Raw genomic sequence first — 24627 nt, 5'->3', positions numbered from 1 at the left:
GGCGGCCACGGTCTCGGGGCACACGGCGGTCGGTCCACCACGGCCGCACGGCGGGGGCGGAGCTGCTGCTCCGGTAGGACCGGACGCGCGCCGGAGGGGTACCCGTACGTCCTACGGGTACCCCTCCGGCGGGCGGGCGCTAGCGCAGTGCGTCCGCCACTTCCCGGGCCGCGTCGACGACGCGGGGGCCGACGCGCTCCGGTACGGCGTCCGCGAGCATGACGACGCCGACGCTGCCCTCTATGCCGGTCACGCCGACGAGCGGCGCCGCGGCCCCGCTCGCGCCGGCCTCCAGCTCCCCGTGGGTGAGGGTGAAGCCGGGTTCGATGAGGGTGCCCTGGCGGGCGGCGAGGATGGCGCGGCCCGCGGCGCCCCGGTCCAGCGGGTGGCGGAAGCCGGCCCGGTAGGCCACGTGGTAGTCCGTCCAGGTGGGCTCGACGACGGCGACGGCGAGCGCCTCCGCCCCGTCGACGAGCGTCAGGTGCGCGGTCGCGCCGATGTCCTCGGCGAGCGAGCGCAGGGCGGGCAGGGCCGCCTCCCGCACCAGGGGGTGGACCTGGCGGCCGAGGCGCAGCACGCCGAGGCCCACGCGGGCCCGGCCGCCGAGGTCGCGGCGGACGAGGGCGTGCTGCTCCAGGGTGGCGAGCAGGCGGTAGACCACGGTCCGGTTGACGCCGAGTTTGTTGGACAACTCGGTGACGGTCAGGCCGTGGTCGGTGTCGGCGAGCAGTTTGAGGACTCTGAGTCCCCTGTCGAGCGTCTGGGAGGTCTCCGCGGTCACGACGCCCTCTCCTTCGAAAGAGAAAGTGGCGGCGGGCTCCCACGGGGTTCGCGGCGCCGGTCCCGTCGGCGACGCACGTCAGAGGCCGCCGGCAGGAAGGGGATACACCGGCTGCGCTCCGCGGCGGCGCTGCCACGGGGCGGTTGCTTTGTGCCGGGACAGTAGCGACCCGCTCCGCTCAGCGGAAGACCTCGTCCAGAATCCGGGCGCGGGCGACCGGATGCAGACGGTTCAGGACTTTCGTCGGCCCTCCTCGGGACTTTGGCTGACAGATACGGCTATGTCGTGCCCGTAGCGTGGAGGGTGCCGGATGGCCGTCCGTGGGGGCCGGCCCCGGTGCCGTACCGCTTCGCACGGAACGGCGGAGAGGCCCGTACGACCGCCGTCGTACGGGCCTCTCTCATGCCCTGCGCCATGCCCTGTGCCGTGCCCTGTGCCGTGCCCGGGAGAACCGGGACTCACCGCATCCGGGTGGCCCACTCCTGGACCTTCTTGATCCGCTCGCGGATCTGTCCGGCGGTCGCCTCCGCGCTCGGCGGGCCGCCGCAGACGCGCCGCAGCTCGGTGTGGATCACGCCGTGCGGCTTGCCGCTCTGGTGGACGTACGCGCCGACCATGGTGTTGAGCTGCTTGCGCAGTTCGAGGAGCTCCTTGTGGGAAACGACGGGCCGCCGCTCGGCCGGAAGCTCCAGCAGGTCCGCCTCCTCGTCCGGTCGCTTGCGGCTGTGCGCGATCTGCCGGGCCTGCCGCTTCTGGAGGAGGAGCTGCACCTGGTCGGGTTCGAGGAGGCCGGGGATGCCGAGGTAGTCCTGCTCCTCCTCGCTGCCGGGGTGGGCCTGCATGCCGAACTCGGCGGCGTTGTAGAGGACGCGGTCGAAGACGGCGTCGGACTCCAGCGCCTCGAAGGGCAGCATGTCCTGCTCGCCGGTGTCCTCGTCCTGCTGCTTCTCGGCCTCCGCCAGCTCCTTCTCGGACTCGGCGTACGGGTCCTCGTCCTCGCCGGCCTTCTTCGGCTTGTCGAGGACGTGGTCGCGCTCGACCTCCATCTCGCTGGCGAAGCCGAGCAGGCTGGGGATGGTGGGAAGGAACACGGAGGCGGTCTCGCCGCGCCTGCGGGATCGCACGAAGCGGCCGACGGCCTGCGCGAAGAACAGCGGCGTCGAGATCGTCGTCGCGTACACGCCGACGGCGAGGCGGGGCACGTCGACACCCTCGGACACCATGCGGACGGCGACCATCCAGCGGTCGGTGGACTCGCTGAACTCGTCGATGCGGTCGGAGGCGGCCGCCTCGTCGGAGAGGACGATCGTCGCCTTCGTGCCGGTGATCTCGCGGATCAGCTTGGCGTAGGAGCGGGCCGAGTCCTGGTCGGAGGCGATGACGAGGCCGCCCGCGTCCGGGATGGACTTCCGGACCTCGGTGAGGCGCCGGTCGGCGGCGCGCAGCACGTTCGGCATCCAGTCGCCGCGCGGGTCGAGCGCGGTGCGCCAGGCCTGCGAGACCGCGTCCTTGGTCATCGGCTCGCCGAGCCGGGCGGCGATCTCGTCGCCGGCCTTGGTGCGCCAGCGCATGTTGCCGCTGTAGGAGAGGAAGATGACCGGCCGGACGACGCCGTCGCCGAGCGCGTTCCCGTAGCCGTAGGTGTAGTCGGCGGAGGAGCGGCGGATGCCGTCGTTGCCCTCCTCGTACGTCACGAAGGGGATCGGGTTGGTGTCGGAGCGGAAGGGGGTGCCGGTGAGGGCGAGCCGGCGGGCGGCCGGGTCGAAGGCCTCCAGGCACGCCTCGCCCCAGGACTTCGAGTCACCGGCGTGGTGGATCTCGTCGAGGATGACGAGGGTCTTGCGCTGCTCGCAGCGGTTGCGGTGGAGCATGGGCCGTACGCCGACACCGGCGTAGGTGAGGGCGACGCCGTCGTACTCCTTGCTGAGCGGCCCGGCGCTGTACTCCGGGTCCAGCTTGATCCCTATCCGCGCCGCGGCGGCCGCCCACTGCTTCTTCAGGTGCTCGGTGGGGGCGACGACGGTGATCTGCTGCACGACGTGGTGGTGCAGCAGCCAGGACGCGAGGGTCAGGGCGAAGGTGGTCTTGCCGGCGCCGGGCGTGGCGACGGCGAGGAAGTCACGGGGCTGTTCCTGGATGTACTTCTCCATCGCGCCCTGCTGCCAGGCTCGCAGCTTGTTGGCGGTGCCCCAGGGGGCACGGCCGGGGAAGGCGGGAGAGAGGTGATGAGAGGAGGTGGCGGTGGTGGTAGTCACGATCTCCGGTCACGGTTCGACGCTCGTCCAGACGCTCGTCCAGATATGACAACCGGGCCACCTTACCGGCGGGGCGGACGGAACCTCGATCGAACACGGGACGGCCGACGCTCTGACCTCGGGGCGTGCGGCGAGTCTCACATCGGCGGGGCGGCCCGGCCGCGGTTCGACGTCGACTCAGCCCCGTTTCAACGCCGGCTCAGCGCGCGAACCTCGGGAGCTGCGCGGCGATCTTGGGGACGTCGAGGGCCCCCTGGCAGACGTCCAGGACGAACGCCTCGGCCTCGTCGACATCGAAGTCCGCGTCGAGCGGGTGCCCGTTCATGTGCAGGAAGACCCAGGTCGCGTACCAGGCGATGCGCTTGTTGCCGTCCACGAGGGCGCGATTGCGGGCCAGTGACTCCATGAGCGCGGCGGCCTTCTGCCACACGTCGGGGTAGGCGTCCTGGCCGAACACGCTGGACTGCGGGCGCGCCAAGGCGGAGTCGAGCAGACCGTAGTCCCGCACCTCGTCCGTCCCGAGCCTGGCAGCGAGGTTCAGCAGCTCGGGGAGGGTGAGGTAGTACGTCACGCGAGCCTCCGGTTCAGCTCCTCGCTGACCTTCAGAACGTGCTCGGCCGCCTCGTTGAAGAGGCGGGAGTGTTCGTTGACGGCCCGGATCACAGCGTCATGGGCGAAGGACTGCATGCTGCGCCCCTCGGCCTCCGCCCGCTCGCGCAGCGCGTCCAGCTCTTCCTCGGTGAACCTGACATTCAGACCAGCCATACCTCATGGTACCGCGTGGTACCACGCGGTGTCACGGGCTTTCCGGCATCGCTCCCCGCAGCCGCGTCGCCACCCACGCCCCCGCCGCCGCGACCCCCGCCATCGGCAGGAAGACGACGGCGAAGGCGCCGGGGTGGGAGGCCTGGTCCGCGACCGAGGCGGCGGCGTGCCCGACCGCCCCGCCGCCGAGGGCGGCGAAGGCCGCGCCGCCCGCGGCGAGCAGCAGCACGTTCGACAGGCCGTCGGAGATCTGGAGCGCGGCGGAGTTCGCGCCCGCCTCCTCCGGAGGCGACAGCTTCATCAGCAGCACGCTCGTCGAGGCGATCACCAGGCCCATGCCGAGGCAGCCGAAGCCCCAGGCGATCGCGACCACCCACACCGGCACGGCCGGCAGCAGCACGCTCGGCACGGCGGCGATCGCGAGGGCGACGAGCAGCATCCCGAGCACGACGAGGCGTTCCCGGTACGGCTCCGTCCACGGCCGCGACTGGATCCAGGATCCAAGCGCCCAGGTCAGCCCGCCCAGGGCCAGCGAGAACCCGGCCAGCGTCGGGCTGACCCCGCGCTGCGTCACGAGCATCAGCGGCACGAAGGACTCGGCGGCGATGAAGGACCCGGCCGCCACGCCCCGCAGCAGCACGACCGCCGGCAGCCCGCGCGCCGCCCGCACCGTGCCGCGCGGCAGCAGCCCCCGCACGGCCGGCACCAGCAGGGCCACACCCACGGAGGCGGGCAGCAGCGACAGCCAGCGCAGCTCCTGCCCCGCGTACTGGAGCAGCCCGGCGCCCGCCGATATCGCCAGCGCCAGCAGGACCCGGCGCCGGTCCCAGGGCGCGCGCGGCGCCGACGGGTCGGCGGGCCCGGACGCGGTCCGCCGGATCGCCGGCAGCGCGAGCGCCAGCGGCAGCACGACGAGGACGGGGATCCCGACGAAGACCCACCGCCACCCCAGATGCTCGGTGATCGTCCCGGAGGCCAGCGGCCCGACCACCGACGGCACGACCCAGCTCGCGGCGAAGGCCGCCATGATCGCGGGCCGCAGGTGCTCCTCGTACGCCCGGCTGACCACCACGTACAACGCGACGATCACCAGCCCGCCGCCCAGCCCCTGCACGGCCCGCCCGAGGATGAACACCCACATGGCCCCCGCCGTCCCCGACAGCAGCAACCCCGCCGCGAAGGCGCTGATCCCCGCCGTCAGCGGCACCAGCGGCCCGTTCCGGTCGGACCACTGCCCCGCCACGACCATCCCGAAGAGGCTGGTCGTGAAGTAGGCGGAGAACGCGAAGGCGTACACGGATATGCCGTCCAGCTCCCGCGCGGCCACCGGCATCGCCGTCCCGACGGCCGTCGCCTCGAACGCGATGAGCAGCACGACGGAGACGATCCCGATGCTGAGCGCGCGATGGGCCCCGTCCAGGACGGAGCCGCGGGGTACGTCGACGGCGGCTACGGTCCCGGCGTCGGTGCCGGCCTCACGGGGTTCAAGGGCGCTCATCCCCCCAGAGTAAGGGCCGTACAACCAGGTGACCCCTGTCGTGGGTCGGATGCCCCCTTCCCCCTTTGGTCCTACGCCCCTACTCGGGCAGCGGCTTGAGAACGGGCTTCTCCGTCAGCCCCGCGTCGTTCTCACAGCCGAGCTTCCGGACGACGGCGAGGGTGACGGAGTGGAGGACGGTGAGGTGGGCTTCGCGGATGGGGACGGTGTCGGGGAGCTTGGACCTGCGGAAGTCAAGCTCCGCCATGATGAGGGCGGGGCGCTTGTCGGACCCCTCAAGCCGAGGGCTGAAGCACCTGACGTAGAGCTGCGCCGCTCTCGGCCCGGACAGGGCTTCCACTCCCATGCCGTACGGATGCAGACTTGCCGCATGCTGGTCCCCCGGAAGATCGCTGTCCCGGCGGAGGAGGCGGAACTCGATCTCGACCTCCTCCATGCCTGTCGGGGGAGAGGCACGGCACAGGGAATGCCCAGGCATTCTCCTCCAGGACTCGGGGTAGTCCTCGACCAGCTCGCCCGTGGCCCGCTCCAGCCCACCCCTCGGATCGTGCGAAAAGCGCTTCGTGTTCAGCACCGTCTCCAGAGCGCGAGCCGCGTCCGGCGACAGGGTGTCATCACACTGCTGCTCAGCCCTGACGCGCTCCGGTTCCGGTTCCTCCTCCCCACCACAGGCGGCGGCGAGGAGGCACACGGCCAACCCGGAGGCGGCGCCCTTGAGCACCCTTCCCACGGAAATCCCCGGCAGTCTCACGTGATCACCCCGTCTCCGCTCCGTGGCCGACCTGTCCGGCGAGCGAGTTGCCCTTGGCGTAGCCACCGTCCACGGCCTCGATGAGGTCCTGCCTGAGGTCTCCGCTCACCTGGTTCCTGTGGTGCGCGACGAAGTGTTCCATCGGAGATTCGGCGCTGTGTCTGCCGGCCGTGTAGACGGCCTTCCTGTCCTCGGCGACCCCGTCCTCCGTGGCGTCCTTGTGGTCCTCCTTGGCCTTCTCGGACCAGTCGCCGACGACCACGCCGGCCAGCGTCTCCATGGCCCCCGCGCCCGTGTCGACCGCGAGCGGGACGAGGATCGCGGCGGCTCCCGCAGCGGCAGCGGTGGCCGGGACGAAGGCGACGCCCGCCGCGATGGCGGCGGTCGCTCCGAACTGCACCCACGCGCCGCGCTCCTCCTGCGCCCTCTCGTAGTCCTCGATGGCCTTCTCACCCTCGGCCTTGATCTGCCCCGCACGCGACTCGTCGAGGACCCCCTGAAGATGGGCCCCGGTGCGCGCGACCTCCCGGGCTCCTGGCCCGTCGATCCGTCCATCTGCTCCGACCTGGGCCTCCAGCATGCTCGCGGTGTAGAGCCGGTCTGCCGTGGACATCGTGGCGTACGCGTCCGGGTACTGGCCCAGGACGCTCAGGAAATCGGTCGCGCCGCTCCCGCCGAACTCGGGGTGGCTCGCCCAGATGTCGGAGGTGTCCTTCAGCGACTTGCCCTCGACATCGGGCGCGTAGGGGGAGTCCGGCTTGTTGTCGTTCAGCGCCCAGTTCAGGTCGTCGACGTATCCGGCCCCCATGGTGCCCAGGCTGTCGGCCAGAGCCGAGTGATGCTTCTTGACGAACTCGGCATCGCCCCCGTACGTCTCCACGACGTCCGCCATGATCTCGGCCGTCGTCGCGTCCCGGTGGAGCCCGGCACTCGCGTCGTCCCAGGCGTGCCCGAGGGTCGCCGCCTCCAGGGCGTGCCCCAGCGCGTCGGGCATGTAGTCCTTGGCCTTCGAGGCGTCGTCCCCCGTGACGTGGTCCGAGAAGGACGCGTACTTCTCGTTGGCGAAGACGTCGAGATAGCCCTTGATGTCCACACCGCCCTTGTCCTTCCCCAGGTCCAGCGTCCCGCCCGCGCTCCCGTCCCTCTCGTACGACGTCGGATCGGCCGAGAAGAACTGCTTCGCCGCCTCCGGACTGTGCCCCAGCGCCTCCAGCACGGGGAGCACCGGGTCGTAGCCGTGCCCATTGCCTCCGGAGGGGTTGTACGTGTTCTGGTACCTCGGGCCCATCATCTTGCCGTCGGGGTTGAAGAGGTCCGGTTCCTTGACGTGGAGCTGGGTGACGTGCTCGGCGATCGGGACGAGGAACTTCGGGTGGTAGTCGCCGTACCGCAGGATGCCGCCGAGCAGCTGGTAGCCGTACGGGCCGGTGCCATCGGGACGTGACGGGAGCGGGAGCCGTTCGGTGCCGAGCTTGCGCATCTCGGCCGACCACTCCTTGGCCCATCCCTCGTCCCCGCGCGTGGCGTTCGCGAGGTTGAGGCCCAGGTTCTTCTGGAGGGCCTGGACGTCCGCCAGGCGCTCCTTGTCCCGCTCGCCCGAGCCCTGTCCGCCGGTGTCGGAGGCCAGATCGCCGTAGAACTCCAGCGCGCCCTTGGTGCCGAGCCGGTCGTAGAAGGTACGGGAGAACTCCCCCACCTTCTGGTTGTCGGCGAGCAGTTCGTTGAGCTGTTCCAGCTCCGCGTGCGTGAGGTTCCGGCCCTTCCGGGCCAGCTCGGCGGCCCGGGCGGCCTCCTCGGCGTCCAGGCTGCCGTACTTCGGAGCGCTGAAGTTGTGGTGATCGCCCGTGATGTTGGCGCGCAGGGCGTTCGCGCATGCCACGTCGGCGTCGTCGCAACGATCGACGACGGCCTTGATGCGCTCCTTCATGGCTTCGATCCTGGCCCGTTCGTTCCGCAGAGCCTGGTTGAACTCCGGATCGTTGCGGGCAGTGGTGTCCTCCATCACTGAATGACGGACTTCCACCGTCCCGTCGGCCTTCACGACGAGCCCCTGCCCCGGCGCCTCGACGTCCACGATCTTCTTCAGTTCGCCCTGGGCCTGCTTGAACGTGTCGTAGCCGTCCTGCAGGATCTTGCGGATTCCGTCGGCCGCCTTGGCCGCGTCCCTGAACTCCTGCGCGGTCTTGTCGATGAACGGCTTCGTCACCACGGCGTTCAGGCCCCGCCAGTCCTCCGCCCTGGTCTGGTCGGCCATCGTGCGGCGGGCGTCCTCGGCGAGCTCGTCCAGCTTGCGCTTCGTCTCGGCCCAGCGGTCCGTCGCGTCCTTCAACTTGCCGAGGGGCGCGTGGTACACGTTGTCAAAAGTGAGCACCGTCCGTCCGTCCCGTCCCCTACTTGAAGTATTCGCTGATCTTGGACACGGAGAGGGAGGCGCCGATCTCCACGTCGTCCTTCGCGTGCGAGGACACGCTGTAGTCGAGGTGGTTGGAGATGTGCGCGACCGCGTGCAGCAGCGTGCGGAGCTGGAAGCCCCAGGTCTCCTGGACGGTGGTCAGGGCCGCTCCCGTACGGAACCCGTGGGCCGAGAGCTCGGTGGCCGCCTCGTAGCCGTCCATCCGCGCATGGTTCCCGTCCTTCGCGAGCCGGCCGTGCAGCTCGTACGCGGCGTGCCCGATCGCACCGAGATGGTCCTGCTTCACGGAGAGGTCGACGCCGGGACTCCAGCGCCCCGGGTCGTTCGGCGCCTGGTTGAGCCGCATCGCGGCCGCACCCTTCGCCGTGGCCCACTCGTCCTCGAACGACACGTCGTCCCCCCGTCCACCAGTGAGGCTCCGGAGTTTACGCACGCACACAGGGACGTACAGACGTACGCGTCGAAATCCGGCCGGGTAAGGAATTCCAGGCCTCCACGCCCCAACAGGGCTTTCCCTGCATCCGCCGGAACGTTTACTCCCGCTATCAGCCACCCTCCCTCGCACCGAGTTCATCAAGTCCGCTCCCCGTTCCGTGAACGGCGTGTGGCAGCGGCATTGCAGTCCCGTGGCACGACCCCGATCCCCCTTGAGCCCTCCCCCGGGGCCCCCTAACGTCGTCGTTGTCGCCACACCAACACGACCGTGTGCCCGAGTGGTTCAGGGGCTCGTCTGCAAAGCGAGTGACGTCGGTTCGAATCCGACCACGGTCTCCACTTCTCCACTTCTCCACTTCTCCATTGCTCCACTGCTCCACTGCTCCACTGCTCCACTGCTCCACTGCTCCAAGGCAGTCGTGGGGTTTTCGCCCGGCTCGTGTTCATCGGGCCCTCGGGGCGGGTGCCGGTTCGGACGATCCCCCCCCGGCCGCGCTCCTGACCCGGACGGCTAGGGCCGTCGCCTCTCCGTCGGCCTCTCCGTCGGCCTCTCCGTCGACCTTTCCGTCGACCTCGCGGACGGAGATCGCGGCGGACTGGCGCCGGGGCCGTTCCCTCTCCTCGGTAGGCTCGTCCCGCCGCCGTCACAGGCGGCCGGAACAAGCAGCGGGAACGGGCAGCCGGAACGGGCAGCGGGAACGGCGGGGGGACGCACAGGTGGGGACGGCGCGCGCGCACGAGGTGCCCGGTGCCGGGGCGTCGGGACGCATCGGTCCGTACCGGCTGATCACCCGGCTCGATCCGCCGGGCTCCCCCGTCCTCCCCTGCCGGCGGTTCGTCGCGCGCGGCGCCGACGGGGAGACCGTACTGCTGAGCGTGGCGCTGCCCGAGGGCGATCCGGTCGCGTTCACCGCCGAGGCGGAGGCGGCGCGGCTGCTGCCCGCGCCCTGGTTCGAGCCGGTGCGGCAGGTCTCGGGGGAGCGGCAGGGCTGGTACGCGGCTCCGTTCCGGCCCGCGCTGCCGCTGCCCGTCGCCCTCGCCGTCCATGGCGGGCCGCTGCCCGAGGCGACCGTGCGGGCGGTCGGGGCGGCGCTCGCCGAGGGGCTCGCCGCCGCGCACGCGCAGGGGGTGACGCACGCCGGGGTCTCCCCCGCCGCCGTGCTCCTCACCGCCGACGGGCCCCGTCTCACCTGTCACGGAGCCGTCCGGGCCGCCGGGCCCGACGGGGTGCCGCGCGCCGGGCTTCCGGGGCTCGACCCGGGCGCGCTCGCGCCCGAGCAGGCCGCCGGCGGGCGGCCCCGCCCTCCGGGCGACGTCTTCGCGCTCGGCGCCGTGCTCGCGTACGCCGCCACCGGCCACACCGCCCCGGAGGGCGCCGAACTCCCCTCCGCCCTCCGCTCCGTGGTGCTCTCCTGCCTCGCCCGCGATCCCGCGCACCGGCCCACCGCCGCCGCCCTGCTGTCCGCCCTCGCACCGCCCGCCCGGCACGCGACCGTGCTGGACTCCGCCTCGTCCCTGCTCGCGCCCGGCCGGCTGCCCGGCCGGGTGGTCGCCGCCCTCGCCCGCCAGTCCGCCGAACTCCTCGCGGTCGAGCTCCCCGACGCCGGCCTCCCCTCCGCACCCTCCACTCCTCGGATCTGAAGCCATGCTGTCGCCCCTCGCCCACGACGATCCCGCCGCGATCGGTACGTACCGGCTGCTCGCCCGTCTCGGTTCCGGCGGCATGGGGACGGTGTACCTCGGCCGGTCCCCCGGTGGCCGGGTCGTCGCGCTGAAGACGCTGCACGCGCGGCTCGCCGCCGATCCGGTGTTCCGGGGGCGGTTCCGGCTGGAGACGGACGCGGCGCGGATCATCGGCGGGCGGCACGGCGCGGCCGTCGTCGACGCCGATCCGCTGGCGGAGACGCCCTGGCTGGCGACCGAGTACGTGCTCGGGCCGCCGCTCGACACGGCGGTGCGGCTCGGCGGGCCGCTGCCGGAGCCGACCGTCCGGGCGCTGGGCGCCGCGCTCGCCGGGGCGCTCGGGCAGCTGCACGCCTCGGACGTGGTGCACCGGGACCTGAAGCCCTCGAACGTGCTGGTCACCGCGTACGGGCCGAAGATCATCGACTTCGGCATCGCCCGGGCGGCCGGCGACGACCGGATGACCCGCACGGGGGCGGCGGCCGGCACGCCCGCGTACATGTCCCCGGAGCAGGCGGGCGGTCTCGAACACACCCCGGCCGGCGACGTGTTCGCGCTCGCCGGGGTGCTGCTCTTCGCGGCCGCCGGCCACGGCCCGTTCGGTACGGGCGCGCCCGCCGACCTCCTCTACCGGGTGCGCCACGCCGAGCCGGACCTGTCCGGACTCCCGCCGTCGCTCCACCCCCTGCTCGCCGCCTGCCTGGCGAAGGACCCGGCGGCCCGCCCCACCACGGCGGCGCTCATCGGGCGACTGCACGACGGCCGGGGCGAGTTCGCCGACCACCTGCCGCCCGTGGTGCTCGCCGACATCGCGCGCCGGGCCACCGACGTCTGGCTGCCGGCCCCGGACCGCCTCCAGGCGCCGGCGGAGGACCCGTACGCGGCGGAGACCCACACCGCCGCGCCCCTCCGCCCCGCGGATCCGCCCCGCCCCTCCCGGCGCCGCTTCCTCGCGCTCGGCGGCGGCCTCGCCGCGGCCGGCGCGGGCGTCGCCTTCTGGGCGGCGACCCGGGACGCCGGCGGGCCGGCCGGCGACCGGCTGCCGAAGGCCCCGCTGCTCGGCGACGCCCCGGACTCGCTCTGGAGCACCGACATGCTGGTGCCCCGGACCTACCAGGAACGTTCCTTCCCGCTGGTCGCCGGCGACCGGGTCGCGGTCCTCGCCGGGCTCGGCGTCGCCTTCACGGACGTGACGTCGGGCACGACGACGGGCGTCTGCACGGTCGACACGACCTGGCGGGCGCTCGCCACCGACGGGCGCGAGGTGTACGCCGTCCCCCGGAAGCCGGAGGACGACCACCACGGCTTCGCCGTCCACGCGATCGACACGGGCCGGTACGCGCTCCGCCGGCCGGGCGTCCCGGTCCGGGGCCTCAACGCCAACCTGGCGGCGACCCGGCTGCTGTGCGCGGCCGACGGGATCCTGTACCTCGGGGGCGCCACCGGCACCCGCGCGGACCTCGGCGAGACCCTCGTCGTCGCCGTCGACCTCCGCACGGGCCGGGAGCTGTGGCGGGCCCGGCCGGTCGAGCCGGCGCGGGAGGACGTCCCGCCCGTGACGGCCGCGGCGGTCCGCGACGGCCGGCTCGTCGCCGTCGAGTGGACCGCCGACACGCTGGGGGAAGGCCGGGTGCTGCTCGTCGTCCGCGACGCCCGTACCGGCGCCGTCCGCTGGAAGCAGCCGCTCGCCCTGCCGCCCGAGCGCATCTGCCTGGACGGCACCCACGTCTACTCCGGCGGCCTCGACCTCGTCGCCCACCGGCTCGACGACGGGCGCGAGGCGTGGCGGGTGAGCGGTGGAGGACTGGAGACGTACGCCTCCCCGGAGCTCCGCGACGGCACCCTGTACTCGGTGGCGCGCGCGGGGGCGTTCGCCGTCGCCGCGGACTCCGGGAAGCCGCTGTGGCAGGAGGCCCCGCAGCAGGACAACCCGCCGGTGTCCGTTCCGGAGCAGTCCCTGGTCCTGGGCCCCGGGCACCTGTTCTACCGGTCCCGGCTCGGCCTCACCGCGGTGGACCTGGAGACCCGCCGCCGGGCCTGGGTGTACCGGACGGACGCCGACCACGTCGTCGGACTCCCGGACCGGCAGCGCATGTTCGGCGTCGGCGCCGGGTCCCTCATCGCCCTGCCCCTGGCGTGACCCGCCCCTTCCGCACCCCCCGCCCCTCGACGACAGGACGTGACCGCCCGTGAACCCCCTCGGCTTCGGCGACCCGCTCCGGCTCGGGCCGTACCGCCTCGTCGGCGTGCTCGGCGAGGGCGGCATGGGCAAGGTGTACCTCGCGGCCGGGCGGGACGGCCGGCCCGCCGCCGTGAAGGTGCTCCGCCCCGAACTCGCCCACGACCAGGACCTCGGCCGCCGCTTCGTCCGCGAGGCGCACACCGCGCGGGCCGTCGAGAGCCCCGGCGTGGCACGGGTCCTCGGCGCGGAGGTGGAGGGCGGACGGCCGTGGATCGCCACCGAGTTCCTGCCCGGGCCGACCCTCGAAGAGGCGGTCGCCCGGTACGGTCCGCTCGACGAGCCGACGGTACGGCTCCTGGCGGCGGCGCTCGCCCGGACGCTCGGCGACGTCCACGCGGCCGGACTCGTCCACCGGGACGTGAAGCCGGCGAACATCGTGCTCACCGCCGAAGGGCCCCGGCTGATCGACTTCGGCATCGCCCGACCCGAGCACGGCCTCACCCTCACCACCACCGGCCAGACCCCCGTCACCCCCGGCTACGGCGCGCCCGAGCAGGTCCTCGGCCGGCGGGTCACGGGCGCCGCCGACGTGTTCTCGCTGGGCGCGGTGCTCGTGTACGCCGCCACCGGCCGGCGCGCCTACGACGGGCCGCACGTGGCGGCCGTGCAGTACGCCGTCGTGCACGAGCAGCCGGACCTCGGCGGGCTGCCGGCCGCGCTGCACCCGCTGGTCACCCCCTGCTTCCGGCACGATCCGGCGCTGCGCCCCACGCCCGCGCAGATCGCCGGGGCGTTCGCGCCGGCGGGCTCCGGGGGCCGGAGGGCGAGGAACGCCTGGCGGCGGGGGCCGCTGCACGAGGAGGCGGAGCGGCGGGAGCGGGAGGTGCGCCGGCTCACCGGGAGCATCGTCGTGGCGGCGCCCGAGGACGCCGGGCCGACCGGCCCGACCCGGCGGCGCGTCCTCGCCGCCGCGGGCGCGGGCGGCGCGCTGCTGCTCGCCGGGGGCGGCGGGACGGCCTGGTGGCTGCGCGGCCGGGAGGAGGCGGACACGGCGGCGGCGGGCGACGCGCCGGACGCGGCGCTCCTGGAGGGGAAGAGCGCGGGCACCCCTCCGGCGCCGCTGTGGGGACCGCTGGCCATGGCCTCCACGGGGCACGTCCCGACGCCGGTGGTCCTGCGCGACGTGGTGGTCCTCGCGGCCCTGGGCGGCGGACTCGTCGCGCTGCGGGTGGTCGACGGTTCGATGAAGTGGGCCCGGCCGGAGCTCACCCCCCGGGCCGGCCATCTCCCGGTGAACGAGGACGAGTTCGTGTGCGCCGACGCCTCCGGAGGGCTCTCCGTGCGGAACGCCTCGACCGGCGCCGAGTCCTGGTCGGTGCCGGGGGCGGAGGTCGCGCTGCTGCTGGCCGCCGCGCCCGAGGGGATCTACTTCCTGACCACCGGCGGGAAGCTGCGGGCCGTGGACACGGCGGGGCGGCGGATCCGGTGGACGGTGGACTCGGGCGAGGACCCGAGGGACACCACGGGTCCGCTGGCCGCCGTCGGCCCCGGCCGGCTGGCGGTCTCCGGCACGGACGGCTCCCTGACCGTCCTGGACACGGCGGACGGCCGGACCGCCTGGGAGGTCTCGGGGCAGAACGGCGCGCTCCAGCCGGCGGTCGAGGGCGACACCCTGTACACCGGCGGTCCGGGGCTCACGGCCTTCGCCCTGGCGGACGGCGCGGTGCGCTGGGAGGCGGAGCGGGGGGCCGGCGACTGGGGACCGCCGGTGCTCGACGCGCACGGCCTGACGGCCACCTGCCAGGGCCTGGTGTACCGGTACGCGAAGGACGGCCGGCGGGCCCGCCGGTGGACCACTCCCCTGCTCAACCCCACCCCGTCGCGGCAGGCTCCGGTCGTCCAGGGCGACTGGATCTGGATCGTCGAGGGGAACGGCTCCTACGCCGGCGTCTCGGCCTTCTCCGCGTCCGGGCAGGACCGCCTCTGGACCTACGAACGGGACGACCCGGGCCCCTGGGCGATGGCCGCCGCCGGGAACCGGGTCTTCCTCGTGAGCGGGGGCGGGATCGTGGCGATGCCCACGGCCTGACGCCCCGGGGGGGGACTACGGGGTCGCCGCGACCGCCGCCTGCGGCCGGATCGGCAGGCGGTTGACCGGGCGGCCGGTGGCGGCGCGGACGGCCGCGGCGACCGCGGCCGGGGAGGTGACGACGGGGACGGCGCTGGCCGCCTTCGCGCCGAAGGGGGCGACGACGTCGCGCTCCTCCACCAGCTTGACGATGCGGATGTCGGGGGCGTCCAGGGAGGTCGGCAGGGCGTAGCCGGTGAGGTCGGGGTGGCGGACCAGGCCGCGGGCGGTGCGCAGGTTCTCGGTGAGGGCCGCGCCGACGCCCTGGGTGACGCCGGCCTCGATGCGGGTGGCGAGCTGGGCCGGGTTGAGGATCCGGCCGACGTCCTGGGCGACGGCCATCTCCACGACGCGGACGGCGCCGAGTTCGATGTCGACGTCCACGACGGCGCGGATCGCGCAGAAGGCGAGGCCGACGAAGGCGTCGCCCTGCCCGGACTCGTCGAGCGGCTCGGTGGGGTGCGGGCGGCACTGGGCGGTGGCCCACAGCTCCTTGCCGTTCATCTCCTCGGCGACGGTGGTCGAGAGGACGCCGTCGTACGAGGTGATCTTGCCGTCGCTGATCTGGAGCAGCTCCGTCGACATGCCGAACTTGTGGGCCAGCGGCTGGAGGAGCTGGGTGCGGACCATCTTGGCGGCGCGTTCGACTGCGCCGCCGGAGACCCAGGTGTGCCGGCCGTGGGTGGCGGCGCCGGCCGGGGGCTGGTCGGTGTCGACGGGGGCGACGTGGACCTCGTCGAGGCCGAGGGTCTCCTGGACGATCTGGCGGGCGAGGGTGGAGAAGCCCGAACCGGTGTCCACCGCCGAGCAGATGACCGTCGCGACGCCGTCGAGGACCCGGACGGTGGCCGTGGAGACCTCGTCGGTGCCCTCGGCGCCGAGCATGTGCACCATGCCGAGCGCGTAGCCCACGCCCCGCCGCACGGCGCCGGGTTCGCCCGCGCCCTCCGGGCCGCCGGGCAGCAGCCAGTCCTCCTCGGGGGTGTCCTTGGGGAGGGCGGGGAGGGGGAAGTCGCGTACGGCGGCGAGGAGTTCGGCGACGGGCGCCGGGCAGGTGACGGTCTGGCCGGTGGGCAGCAGGTCGCCGGTGGCCAGGACGTTCCGCATGCGCAGTTCGGCCGGGTCGACGCCGATGCGGCCCGCGAGCTTGTCCATCTGCGCCTCGTACGCGGCGCACACCTGCATCGCGCCCTCGCCGCGGACGTGGCCGGACGGCGGGTTGTTGGTGCGGACGGCCCAGCCCTCGACGAAGGCGTGCGGGACGACGTACGGGCCGCAGGCGAAGGCGACGGCGGCGGCGAGCGACTCGGAGGAGGAGTCGGCGTACGCGCCGGCGTCGAGGAGGATCTGCGCCTCGACCTTCACCAGCCGGCCCTCGGCGTCGGCGTGGTGGCGGTAGCGCAGCAGGGTGGGGTGGCGGTGGGCGTGGCCGAGGAAGGACTCCTCGCGGGTGGCGGTGAGCTTCACCGGGCAGCCGGTGCGCAGCGCGAGCAGGCCGAGCGGGATCTGGAAGCCGGGGTCCTCGCGGTCGCCGGTGGCGCCGGGCACACCGGTGACGACGACCTTGACCTGGTCGGGGGTGAGGCCGAAGCAGGCGGCGGCGAGGTCGCGGTCGGTGTGCGGGTCGGTGGAGGCGGTGTACAGCTCGACGCCGCCGTCGGGCCGCGGCACGGCGAGTCCGGCCTCGGCGCCGATGGGGGCGGGGTCCTGGCGGCCGACCCGGTAGAGGCCCTCGACGACGACCTCGCCGGTGGCCTCGGGGTCGCCGAAGGAGAGCGGGATGTGCCGGATCAGGTTGCCGTCGGGGTGGAGGGCCTCGGCGGCGAAGGCCTTCTCGGGGTCGGTGACGGGCTCCAGGAGCTCGTACTCGACGACGATGGCGGCGGTGGCGAGCCGGGCGGTGTCGGGGTGGTCGGCGGCGATCGCGGCGATCGCCTCGCCGTGGTGGCGGACCAGGCCGTCGGCGAAGACGGGGCGGTCGGCGACGCGCCGGCCGTAGGTGGCCGCGCCGGGCACGTCGGCGGCCGTCACCACGGCCCGTACGCCGGGCATGGCCTCGGCGGCGGAGGTGTCGACCGAGACGATCCGGGCGTGGGCGTGCGGGGAGCGCAGGATCGCGGCCCACAGCAGGCCCTCGGCCCACAGGTCGGAGGCGTACGGGAAGGTGCCCTCGGCCTTGGCGCGCGCGTCGGCCTGCGGGAGGGAGGCGCCGAGCCCCTGGCGCGGGGTCTCGGGTTCCGGCGCGGCCCCGGCGGCCTCCGCGAAGGGGAGGGTGGGGATGGCGGTCGTCGCGTCGCTGCTCACGCCGAGCCTCCGTCGTGCTGGTGCGGGATACGGGCCGAGGCGTCGTCCTCGCCCGCGGTGGCGTGCTCGGCGGCGGTGGCGGCGCGCTCGGCGACGACGTCCTCCACGGCCTGGAGCACGCCCTTGTAGCCGGAGCAGCGGCAGAGGTTGCCGGCGAGGGCCTGGCGGGCCTCCAGCGGGGTGGGGGCGTGGTTGCCTTCGAGCAGGTCGTGCACGGTCATGCACATGCCCGGGATGCAGAAGCCGCACTGGACGGTGCCGCAGCGGGAGAGCGCCCGCTGCACGTCCGACGGCTCGCCGTCGACCGCGAGCCCCTCGACGGTCCGCACCTCGGACCCGGCGGCGGTCGCGGCCGGCACCAGGCAGGAGGCGACGAGCCGCCCGTCCACCTGGACGTTGCACGCCCCGCACTCGCCCTGCGAGCAGCCGTCCTTGGCCCCGGCGAGGCCGAGCCGCTCGCGCAGCACGTAGAGCAGCGACTCGCCGATCCAGGAGTCCGTGACGGGCCGGTCGGCGCCGTTGACCCGCAGCACGTAGGAGGTGTGCGGGTGCTCGTCGCTGTCGACGGAGGTGTACGAGGGCACCGCCGCGACCGCCTCGGGCGCGGGCTCCGCGACCGCCTCGGGCGCGGGCTCGGACTCCGGCTCCTCGATCAGCTCCGGCTCGTGCTCCGGTTCCGACTCCTCGATGAGCTCGGGCTCGGGCTCGGACTCCGGCTCCGGCTCCGGCTCCGGCACGGCCTCGGCTACGGGCTCCGCCATCGCGTCCGGCACCGCCCACGGCGCCGGGGCACCGCCCGGCAGGGTCGGCGGGGCCTGCTCGTACGAGACGGGCTCGGACACGACCGGCTCGGACACCACCGGCTCGTGGACGACCGGCTCGGACACCACCGGCTCGGCCGGGAACTCGTGGAGCTCCTGGAGCTCCTCCCCCCGGAACTCCTGGAGACCTTCCGCCGGGAACTCCTGGAGCCCCTCCGCCGGAACCTCCCACTGCCCCGTCGCGCCGAAGTGCCACTCCGCCGTCGCGTGCGGGTCGTGCTGCTCCATGTACGGCCGGGCCGCCGGCGCGCCCGCGCCGTCCTCGCCGTACCCGTGCGGCAACGACTCCGGCGCGGGCCCGGGCTCCGGCGCGGGCGCGAAGAACTCCACACCCTCCGCGCGCGGCTGCAGCGGCAGGATCATCGGCGGCGTGTAGCCGTGGCCGGGGGCCTCCAGCGGGATCCCGTCCAGCATGAACTCCGGCGGCAGCTGCACGAAGGCGGTCGCGCCCTCGTCGTACCCCTCGCTCTGCGGGATCGGCTCCCAGCCGCCCGGCGCGGCGGGTGCCACGGTCTCGTTCGGCTCGTTGTTGCCGGTGTTCACGACAGGGCCCTCCCCAGTGCCCGGCGGGCGAGAGTGGCGACGGTGCGCCGCAGGTGCAGGACGGCGGGCGACAGCTGTTCCCCGCCCGGCGGATCGGGGACGCAGGCGGCGGCCACGTACTCGCCGAAGGCCGTCAGCGCCTCCGGGGCGAGCGCCCGGTCGTTGTCCCAGTCGACCAGGGAGGCGATCCAGCGCTCGGCCTCCAGCGGGCGCAGCGGCATCGGGGCGACCGCGCCGACGGCGCAGCGGACGCCGCGCCGGGCGGGGTCGAGGACGACGGCGACGGAGGCGGAGGCGCGGGCCGGGCCGGTGCGGCCGGTGGCCTTGAGGAAGACCTGCGGGGCGTGCAGCAGCGGCACCCGGACGAAGGCGACGAGCTCGCCGGGGGCGAGGAGGTCACGGCCGGCGAGGAGGTGCGAGACCGGGATCTCGCGGTTGCCGAGCGGGCCGACGACGACGAGGTCGGCCTCCAGGGCGGCGAGGACGGGCAGCGAGTCGCCGGTGGGGGCGGCCGTGACGACGTTGCCGCCGAGGGTGCCGGCGTTGCGGATCTGGGGCGGTCCGGCCGCGCGGGAGGCGGCGGCGAGGGCCGGGATGAGGGCGGCGAAGTCGGGGCGGCCCATGCGGGCGTGGGTGAGGCCGGCGCCGAGGAGGGCGTGGCCGTCCTGGTACTGCCAGCCGCGGATCTCGTTGATGCGGCTGAGGCCGACGAGTCCCGCGGGGCGGAGCTGACCGCGGTTGACGGCGGCCATGAGGTCGGTGCCGCCGGCGACGGGGACGGCCGCCGGCATGGCGGTCAGCGCGGCCACGGCCTCGTCGAGCGAGGCGGGCAGCGTCACGGACTGCGCCGTCTGTGGTGCGTGCGTGGTCAACCCGCTGCCCCTTCCCGGTTGTCCCGGTCCGTCCCCGACTGTGCCCGGCCGCCGCGCGTGCGAGCGGGCGCACGGCGCGCCTGTGTGTGGGCGTACCGTACGTGCTCACAGGCCGGACGTGGCAACTCTGGCACATCTTCCGAGCCGTCCGGAGCGAGGGGCCGCGCAGGACCCTCCGCCCGGGACACCCGGCGCGTCCGGGTTGTCCGCGGACACCCCGGACGCGCCGGACGCCCTGACAGAGAAGGTAACTCCCGTTTCGCCGCTCCCGGGTGACCCCGGGAAGCGACCTGGCTCACACGATCGGGGGCGGCCCGTCCTTCGGGCGGCCGAGCAGGCCGGGGCGGCGCTGCCAGGGCTCGGGTCCGGTGGGCGGGCGGTAGGCGACGCCGAGGGCGTCGAGGCGCCGGTAGTGGGTCTCCATGCGGCGCAGGAATCCGGCCGTGTCGCGCTCGTCGGGGGCGGGCAGCTCCGACCAGGCGACCTCGGCGAAGGCGGCGAGGCGGGGGAAGACCTGGTAGTCGACGCGGTCGCGGTTCTCCATGACCTCGGTCCACACGTTGGCCTGGGTGCCGAGGACGTGCCGGGCGGCGGCCTCGGAGAGGCCGGGCGGGACGGGCTCGAAGCGGTACACGTCCTCCAGGGTGCGGACGAAACCGATCGGCACGGGCTCGTCCGGGCCGCCGTCCTGCCGGTGGTCGAGGTAGACCTGCTGCTCGGGGCACATGACGACGTCGTGCCCGGCCTCGGCGGCGGCGATCCCCCCGCCGTAGCCGCGCCAGGACGAGACGGCCGCGCCCTCGGACAGGCCCCACCTCGTCACCTCGCCTCCGGGCGCTCGTACCCGCCGCCGACGCTCCTCGTCGCGCGGTCGCTCGTGCCTCGCTCCCTCCTCCTCGTCGCCCTCGGCGGCGGCGCGCCCTTCGGCTCGGTTCCCGCCCTCCAGGATCTCGTCCCAGCCGATGAGCCGGCGGCCCCGGTCGGCGAGCCAGCGGTCGAAGTGGCGGATGAACCAGGACTGGAGCCCGTCCTCGTCGCCGACGCCGAGCTCCGCGATCCGGGCCTGGGCGGCCGGGGACTCCTTCCACTGGTCCTTGGGGCACTCGTCGCCGCCGACGTGCACGAAGGTGGCCGGGAACAGCTCCAGGACCTCCTCGAAGACGCCCTCGTAGAAGCGGAGCACCTCCTCGGTGGGGGCGAGGACGTTCGGGTTCACGCCCCAGGTGTCCCAGACGGTGAGGGCGGCGGTGTCGACGACGTCGGTGTTGCCGAGCCAGGGGTACGCGGCGATGGCGGCCTGCGAGTGGCCGGGGAGGTCGATCTCCGGGACGACGGTGATGTGCCGCTCGGCGGCGTAGGCGACGATCTCGCGGATGTCGTCGCGCGTGTAGAAGCCGCCGTGCGGGGTGTCGTCCCAGAGCGGCGAGGCGCGGTGGCCGCGCTTGGAGCGGGCCCGCCAGGCGCCGGTCTCCGTGAGGCGCGGGTACCGCTCGATCTCGATGCGCCAGCCCTGGTCGTCGGTGAGGTGGAAGTGGAAGACGTTCAGCTTGTGCGCGGCCATCAGGTCGAGCAGCCGCAGCACGTCCTCCTTGGCGGTGAAGTGCCGGGCCACGTCGAGGAGGAGGCCGCGCCAGCCGAAGCGGGGGCGGTCGGCGACGGTCGCGCACGGCAGGTCCCAGTCCGCGCCGGGCCGGACGGGCGCCCGCCGGTACGCGTCGGGGCCGAGGAGCTGGCGCAGCGTCTGGGCGCCCCAGAAGAGCCCGGCGGGCCCGCCGCCGTCGAGGGTGACGGCGGCCTCCGGGTCCTCGGTGGAGAGCCGGTAGCCCTCGGAGCCGTACTCCTCCTCCGTCTCCGGGGAGAGCCGCAGCCGGATGGCGTGCGGGCCGGTGCCGTCGGCGAAGGGGAGGCCGGTGGCGGCGCCGAGGACGGACCGCAGCCAGCGGGCGGTGCCCTCGGTGCCGGGGCCGGCGTCCAGGGTGGTCCGCTCGTCGAGGGAGACGTACCCGGGGGCGCCACCCTCGTACCGGATCGTCAGGGGTGCGGGGATCAGGTCCGTGTCTGCCATCGCGTCAGTCCTTCACCGCCCCGCCCAGCCCTGAGACCAGGCGGCGCTGTACGAGTACGAAGAAGACGAGCACCGGGATCGTCATCACGGTCGACCCGGCCATGATTCCCCCCCAGTCGTTCTCGTCGGGCTTGAAGAAGACCAGCAGCGCCATCGGGAGGGTGGACTGCGAGGTGTCGCTGATGAGGAACGACTTGGCGAAGAGGAAGTCGTTCCAGGTCGAGATGAACGAGAAGACGCTGGTCGCCACGAGCCCCGGCAGGACCAGCGGGAAGAGGATCGTCCACAGGAAGCGGGCGTGGCTCGCGCCGTCGATCCTGGCCTGTTCCTCCAGCGCCTCCGGCACCGCCCGGACGAAGCCGCGCAGCATCCAGATCGCGAAGGGCAGCGAGAAGGCGAGGTGGGGCAGGACGAGCGAGCCGAGGGTGTTGAGGAGGCCGGCGTCCCGCATGAGGAAGAAGAGCGGGATGGTCAGCGCCTCGACCGGCACCATCTGCGCCACCAGGAACATGATCAGGATCGTGGTGCGGAAGCGGAAGCGGAAGCGGGTGACGGCGGTCGCCGCGAGGAAGGCGACGACGGCGGAGGCGAGCACGACGGCGGTGGCCACCAGCAGGCTGTTCAGGAAGTAGCGGCCGAAGTCCTGCTGCTCGAAGACCCGCCGGAAGGAGTCGAGGGACGGGGAGAGGGTCCAGGGCCGGGGCTCGGTCGACTGGATCTCGCCGGCCGGCTTGAGCGCCGAGAGCACCATCCAGTACAGCGGGAAGGCGACGACGACGGCGGTCAGGAGGGCCGTCGCCTCGGCGAGCAGCCGCCCGGGACGGCGGACGCCGGGTATCCGGAAGGCGGTCACAGTTCCTCCCCCTGCCGGCGCAGCATCCGCAGGTACACCAGGGTGACCGCGAGCAGGATCAGCAGCATGACGACGCCGATGGCCGCGCCCAGGCTGTACTGGGAGGAGGCGAAGGCCTGCTGGTAGGCGTAGACGTTGAGGACGAGGTTCTGGCCGGCGATGCCGCCTCCGTTGGTCATGACGTAGATCTGGGTGAAGACCTTGAAGTCCCAGATGACGGACTGGATGGTGACGACGGCGAGGATCGGGCGGAGCAGTGGCGCGGTCACGGTGCGCCAGATCCGCCACGGGGAGGCGCCGTCGAGGGCCGCGGCCTCCAGGATCTCGGTGGGGACGGCCCGGATCCCGGCGTAGACGGTGACCATCACGAAGGGGAACGAGCACCAGACGACTTCGAGGAGGACGAGCGCGAAGGCGCTGTACCGCCCGTAGGTCCAGGAGAAGTCGCCGAGGCCGAGGAGCTTGTTGACGGGGCCGAAGTCGGCGTCGAAGAGGAAGACCCAGACGGTGGAGCCGGTGACGGCGGGGGTGGCCCAGGCGCCGAGCGCGGCGAGCATCAGGGCGAGCCGGGGCAGGGCCCGGACGCGGGTGAGGAGGACGGCGAGGGCGCAGCCGACGGCGAGGGTGCCGGCCACGCAGGCGGCGGCGAAGACGACGGTGGCGAGCAGGACCTGGCGGAACTGCGGGTCGGTGAGGAGGGCGGTGTAGTTGCCGAGGCCCCGGAAGGAGGTGGGTTCGCCGCCGCTGACCTGGGCCTGGGTGTACTCCAGGAAGGAGATGAGGCCCAGCTGGTAGACGGGGTAGACGAGGAGGGCGCCGAGGACGGCGAGGGCGGGCAGGAGGTAGAGCCAGGGGGTCCAGGCGGAGGTGCCGGTGCGGGACGCGCGGGTGCGGGCCCCGCCGGTCTTGTCGGTACGGCTCCGGGGCGGGCGTTCGGTGAGGGTGGCCGTCATCCGGCTCGGCCCGCCTCGGCGAAGGCCGCGTCCATCTTCTTCGCCGCGTCGCGGGCGGCGGTCGGTACGTCCTTCCGGCCGCTGGCGATCTCCTGGAGCATCGTGGGGACGACGAGCGAGGAGTCGATGCGGCCCCAGGCGGCGGTGGCGGGCACGAACCTGGTGCCGGCGGCGAGGGTGTCGATGAAGGGCTTCACGAAGGGCTTGCGCGCGGCGGCGGCTGCGCGGACGTCGGTGAAGGTGGGCAGGAAGCCCATGGCGTCGAAGAGCGCGGCCTGGCTCTCCTTGCCGGCGAGTTCCTTGGTCAGTTCGACGGCGAGGGTGCGGTGCGAGGTGGACCTGAGGACGCCGATGTTGTTGCCGCCGGCGAAGGCGGGGGCGACGGAGCCGGGGGTGGCGCCGGGCAGCGGGACGACGGCGTACTTGCCCTTGACCTGTCCGGCCTCGACGGCGGCGTGGCTGAAGTCGCCGACGATGGCCATGCCGGCCTTGCCGGCGGCGAAGGCGGTGACGGTGGCGTTGCCGCCCATCTGGGCGCAGGTGGCGGCGGGGCAGTTGTCGTCGCGGAGGAGCGAGGTGTAGGCGGTGAGGCCCTTGACGGCGGCGTCGGAGTCGAGGGCGGCCCTGTAGGCGCCGGAGCCGTCCTCGGTGGCGAGGTCGCCGCCGGCGGCCCAGACGAAGGGGAGGGCGCCGTAGGTGTAGGCGCCGCCGACGGCGATGCCGTACAGCTCGGGTCTGGCCTTGCGTATCTTGCGGGCGGTGGCGGCGAGTTCGTCCTGGCTCTTGGGGGCGGCGAGGCCGAGTTCCCGGAAGACGTCGGTGCGGTAGTAGAGGGCGCGGACGCCGACGAAGAGCGGGGCGCCGTAGACCTTGCCGCCGACGGTGACGGACTTCCGGGCGGTGGGGTCGGTGTCCTTCGCCTGGTCCCAGGCGGTGAACTCGGCGGTGATGTCGGCGAGTCCGCCGTCCTTCACGTAGCCGGCGGTGTCGGTGTTGCCGTACTCGATGACGTCGGGGGCGGACTTCGGGTCGTTGAAGGCCGCCTTGACGCGCTGGGCGCGGGTCTCGACGGGGATGTACTCGACCTCGACGTCGGCGCCGGGGTGTTTCTTCTCGAAGGCGGCGACGGCGGCGTCGACCACCTTCTCCTTGGGCTGATGGGCGACCTCCTGGAAGAGCCAGACGCGCAGGGTGCCGGTCTTCTCGTCCCCGCCGGCGGCGGGGGCGGAGGTCTGGGGCGCGCAGGCGGCGAGGACGAGGGCGGCGAGCGGCAGGGCGACGGGGGCGGTGATCCGGGCAGGAAGCTTCATGGCGGTTCCCCTCCG

General features: G+C 73.8%; 18 protein-coding genes and 1 tRNA gene. 4 read left to right on the top strand and 15 right to left on the bottom strand.

Annotation, left to right across the window (positions count from 1 at the left end; all coding sequences use genetic code 11):
• Positions 1-139: 139 nt before the first annotated feature.
• The 8 genes from AB0E19_RS11160 to AB0E19_RS11125 form a co-directional block, all read right to left on the bottom strand.
• On the bottom strand, positions 140-781 hold the full coding sequence (locus AB0E19_RS11160; protein ID WP_169084335.1) for a helix-turn-helix domain-containing protein: 642 nt from the start codon (positions 779-781) through the stop codon (positions 140-142).
• Positions 782-1239: 458 nt separating this feature from the next.
• The gene (locus tag AB0E19_RS11155) at positions 1240-3036 is read right to left on the bottom strand and encodes a DEAD/DEAH box helicase (protein WP_362176765.1); all 1797 of its coding nucleotides are present in this window, start codon (positions 3034-3036) and stop codon (positions 1240-1242) included.
• Positions 3037-3235: 199 nt separating this feature from the next.
• Positions 3236-3607, bottom strand: a complete 372-nt coding sequence (locus AB0E19_RS11150) for a Fic family protein (RefSeq protein WP_362176762.1) — start codon at positions 3605-3607, stop codon at positions 3236-3238.
• Positions 3604-3801 carry an Arc family DNA-binding protein gene (locus tag AB0E19_RS11145; protein WP_121833496.1) on the bottom strand — a complete coding sequence of 66 codons (198 nt, stop codon included), beginning with the start codon at positions 3799-3801 and terminating at the stop codon, positions 3604-3606. Before AB0E19_RS11145 ends, AB0E19_RS11150 begins: the two co-directional genes overlap by 4 nt.
• Before the next feature lie 31 nt (positions 3802-3832).
• A complete protein-coding gene (locus AB0E19_RS11140) occupies positions 3833-5299 on the bottom strand; it encodes an MFS transporter (protein WP_362176758.1) in 1467 nt (488 codons plus the stop codon).
• Positions 5300-5378: 79 nt separating this feature from the next.
• Positions 5379-6020 (bottom strand): hypothetical protein, encoded by a 642-nt coding sequence (locus tag AB0E19_RS11135; RefSeq protein ID WP_362176755.1) that lies wholly within the window; start codon positions 6018-6020, stop codon positions 5379-5381.
• Positions 6021-6054: 34 nt separating this feature from the next.
• A complete protein-coding gene (locus tag AB0E19_RS11130; RefSeq protein WP_362176752.1) occupies positions 6055-8403 on the bottom strand; it encodes a hypothetical protein in 2349 nt (782 codons plus the stop codon).
• Positions 8404-8440: 37 nt separating this feature from the next.
• Positions 8441-8854 carry a hypothetical protein gene (locus tag AB0E19_RS11125; protein WP_362176749.1) on the bottom strand — a complete coding sequence of 138 codons (414 nt, stop codon included), beginning with the start codon at positions 8852-8854 and terminating at the stop codon, positions 8441-8443.
• Positions 8855-9162: 308 nt separating this feature from the next.
• Here AB0E19_RS11125 and AB0E19_RS11120 point away from each other — a divergent pair.
• The 4 genes from AB0E19_RS11120 (at position 9163) to AB0E19_RS11105 (ending at position 14852) form a co-directional block, all read left to right on the top strand.
• Positions 9163-9237 (top strand) — tRNA-Cys (locus AB0E19_RS11120).
• A gap of 378 nt (positions 9238-9615) precedes the next feature.
• Positions 9616-10539 (top strand): serine/threonine protein kinase, encoded by a 924-nt coding sequence (locus AB0E19_RS11115; RefSeq protein WP_362176746.1) that lies wholly within the window; start codon positions 9616-9618, stop codon positions 10537-10539.
• Positions 10540-10543: 4 nt separating this feature from the next.
• On the top strand, positions 10544-12721 hold the full coding sequence (locus AB0E19_RS11110) for a protein kinase (RefSeq protein ID WP_362176743.1): 2178 nt from the start codon (positions 10544-10546) through the stop codon (positions 12719-12721).
• 49 nt (positions 12722-12770) lie between these two features.
• Complete coding sequence (locus AB0E19_RS11105) at positions 12771-14852, top strand: protein kinase (RefSeq protein WP_362176739.1); 2082 nt, start codon at positions 12771-12773, stop codon at positions 14850-14852.
• Between the two features lie 15 nt (positions 14853-14867).
• Here the strand turns inward: AB0E19_RS11105 and AB0E19_RS11100 are convergent, their stop codons facing one another.
• The 7 genes from AB0E19_RS11100 to AB0E19_RS11070 all read right to left on the bottom strand — a co-directional run bounded on the left by AB0E19_RS11100 (position 14868) and on the right by AB0E19_RS11070 (position 24612).
• Positions 14868-17195: a xanthine dehydrogenase family protein molybdopterin-binding subunit gene (locus AB0E19_RS11100; RefSeq protein ID WP_362176736.1), complete on the bottom strand. Its 2328-nt coding sequence runs from the start codon at positions 17193-17195 to the stop codon at positions 14868-14870.
• Positions 17192-18559 (bottom strand): (2Fe-2S)-binding protein, encoded by a 1368-nt coding sequence (locus tag AB0E19_RS11095; protein ID WP_362176733.1) that lies wholly within the window; start codon positions 18557-18559, stop codon positions 17192-17194. The genes AB0E19_RS11100 and AB0E19_RS11095 overlap by 4 nt, the downstream gene beginning before the upstream one ends.
• Entirely contained in the window at positions 18556-19431 is an 876-nt protein-coding gene (locus AB0E19_RS11090; protein ID WP_362176729.1) for an FAD binding domain-containing protein, read from the bottom strand. Before AB0E19_RS11090 ends, AB0E19_RS11095 begins: the two co-directional genes overlap by 4 nt.
• Before the next feature lie 295 nt (positions 19432-19726).
• Positions 19727-21496 (bottom strand): beta-N-acetylhexosaminidase, encoded by a 1770-nt coding sequence (locus AB0E19_RS11085; RefSeq protein WP_362176726.1) that lies wholly within the window; start codon positions 21494-21496, stop codon positions 19727-19729.
• Positions 21497-21500: 4 nt separating this feature from the next.
• Positions 21501-22349 carry a carbohydrate ABC transporter permease gene (locus AB0E19_RS11080; protein WP_362176723.1) on the bottom strand — a complete coding sequence of 283 codons (849 nt, stop codon included), beginning with the start codon at positions 22347-22349 and terminating at the stop codon, positions 21501-21503.
• Positions 22346-23302: a sugar ABC transporter permease gene (locus tag AB0E19_RS11075; RefSeq protein ID WP_362176719.1), complete on the bottom strand. Its 957-nt coding sequence runs from the start codon at positions 23300-23302 to the stop codon at positions 22346-22348. Before AB0E19_RS11075 ends, AB0E19_RS11080 begins: the two co-directional genes overlap by 4 nt.
• Positions 23299-24612: an extracellular solute-binding protein gene (locus tag AB0E19_RS11070; RefSeq protein WP_362176715.1), complete on the bottom strand. Its 1314-nt coding sequence runs from the start codon at positions 24610-24612 to the stop codon at positions 23299-23301. Before AB0E19_RS11070 ends, AB0E19_RS11075 begins: the two co-directional genes overlap by 4 nt.
• Positions 24613-24627 lie beyond the last annotated feature (15 nt).

Source organism: Streptomyces sp. NPDC047974 (genome assembly GCF_040653375.1).
Lineage (GTDB): Bacteria > Actinomycetota > Actinomycetes > Streptomycetales > Streptomycetaceae > Streptomyces.
The sequence above is the reverse complement of the archived record's forward strand: the minus strand, read 5'-3'. Positions and strand labels throughout refer to the sequence as shown.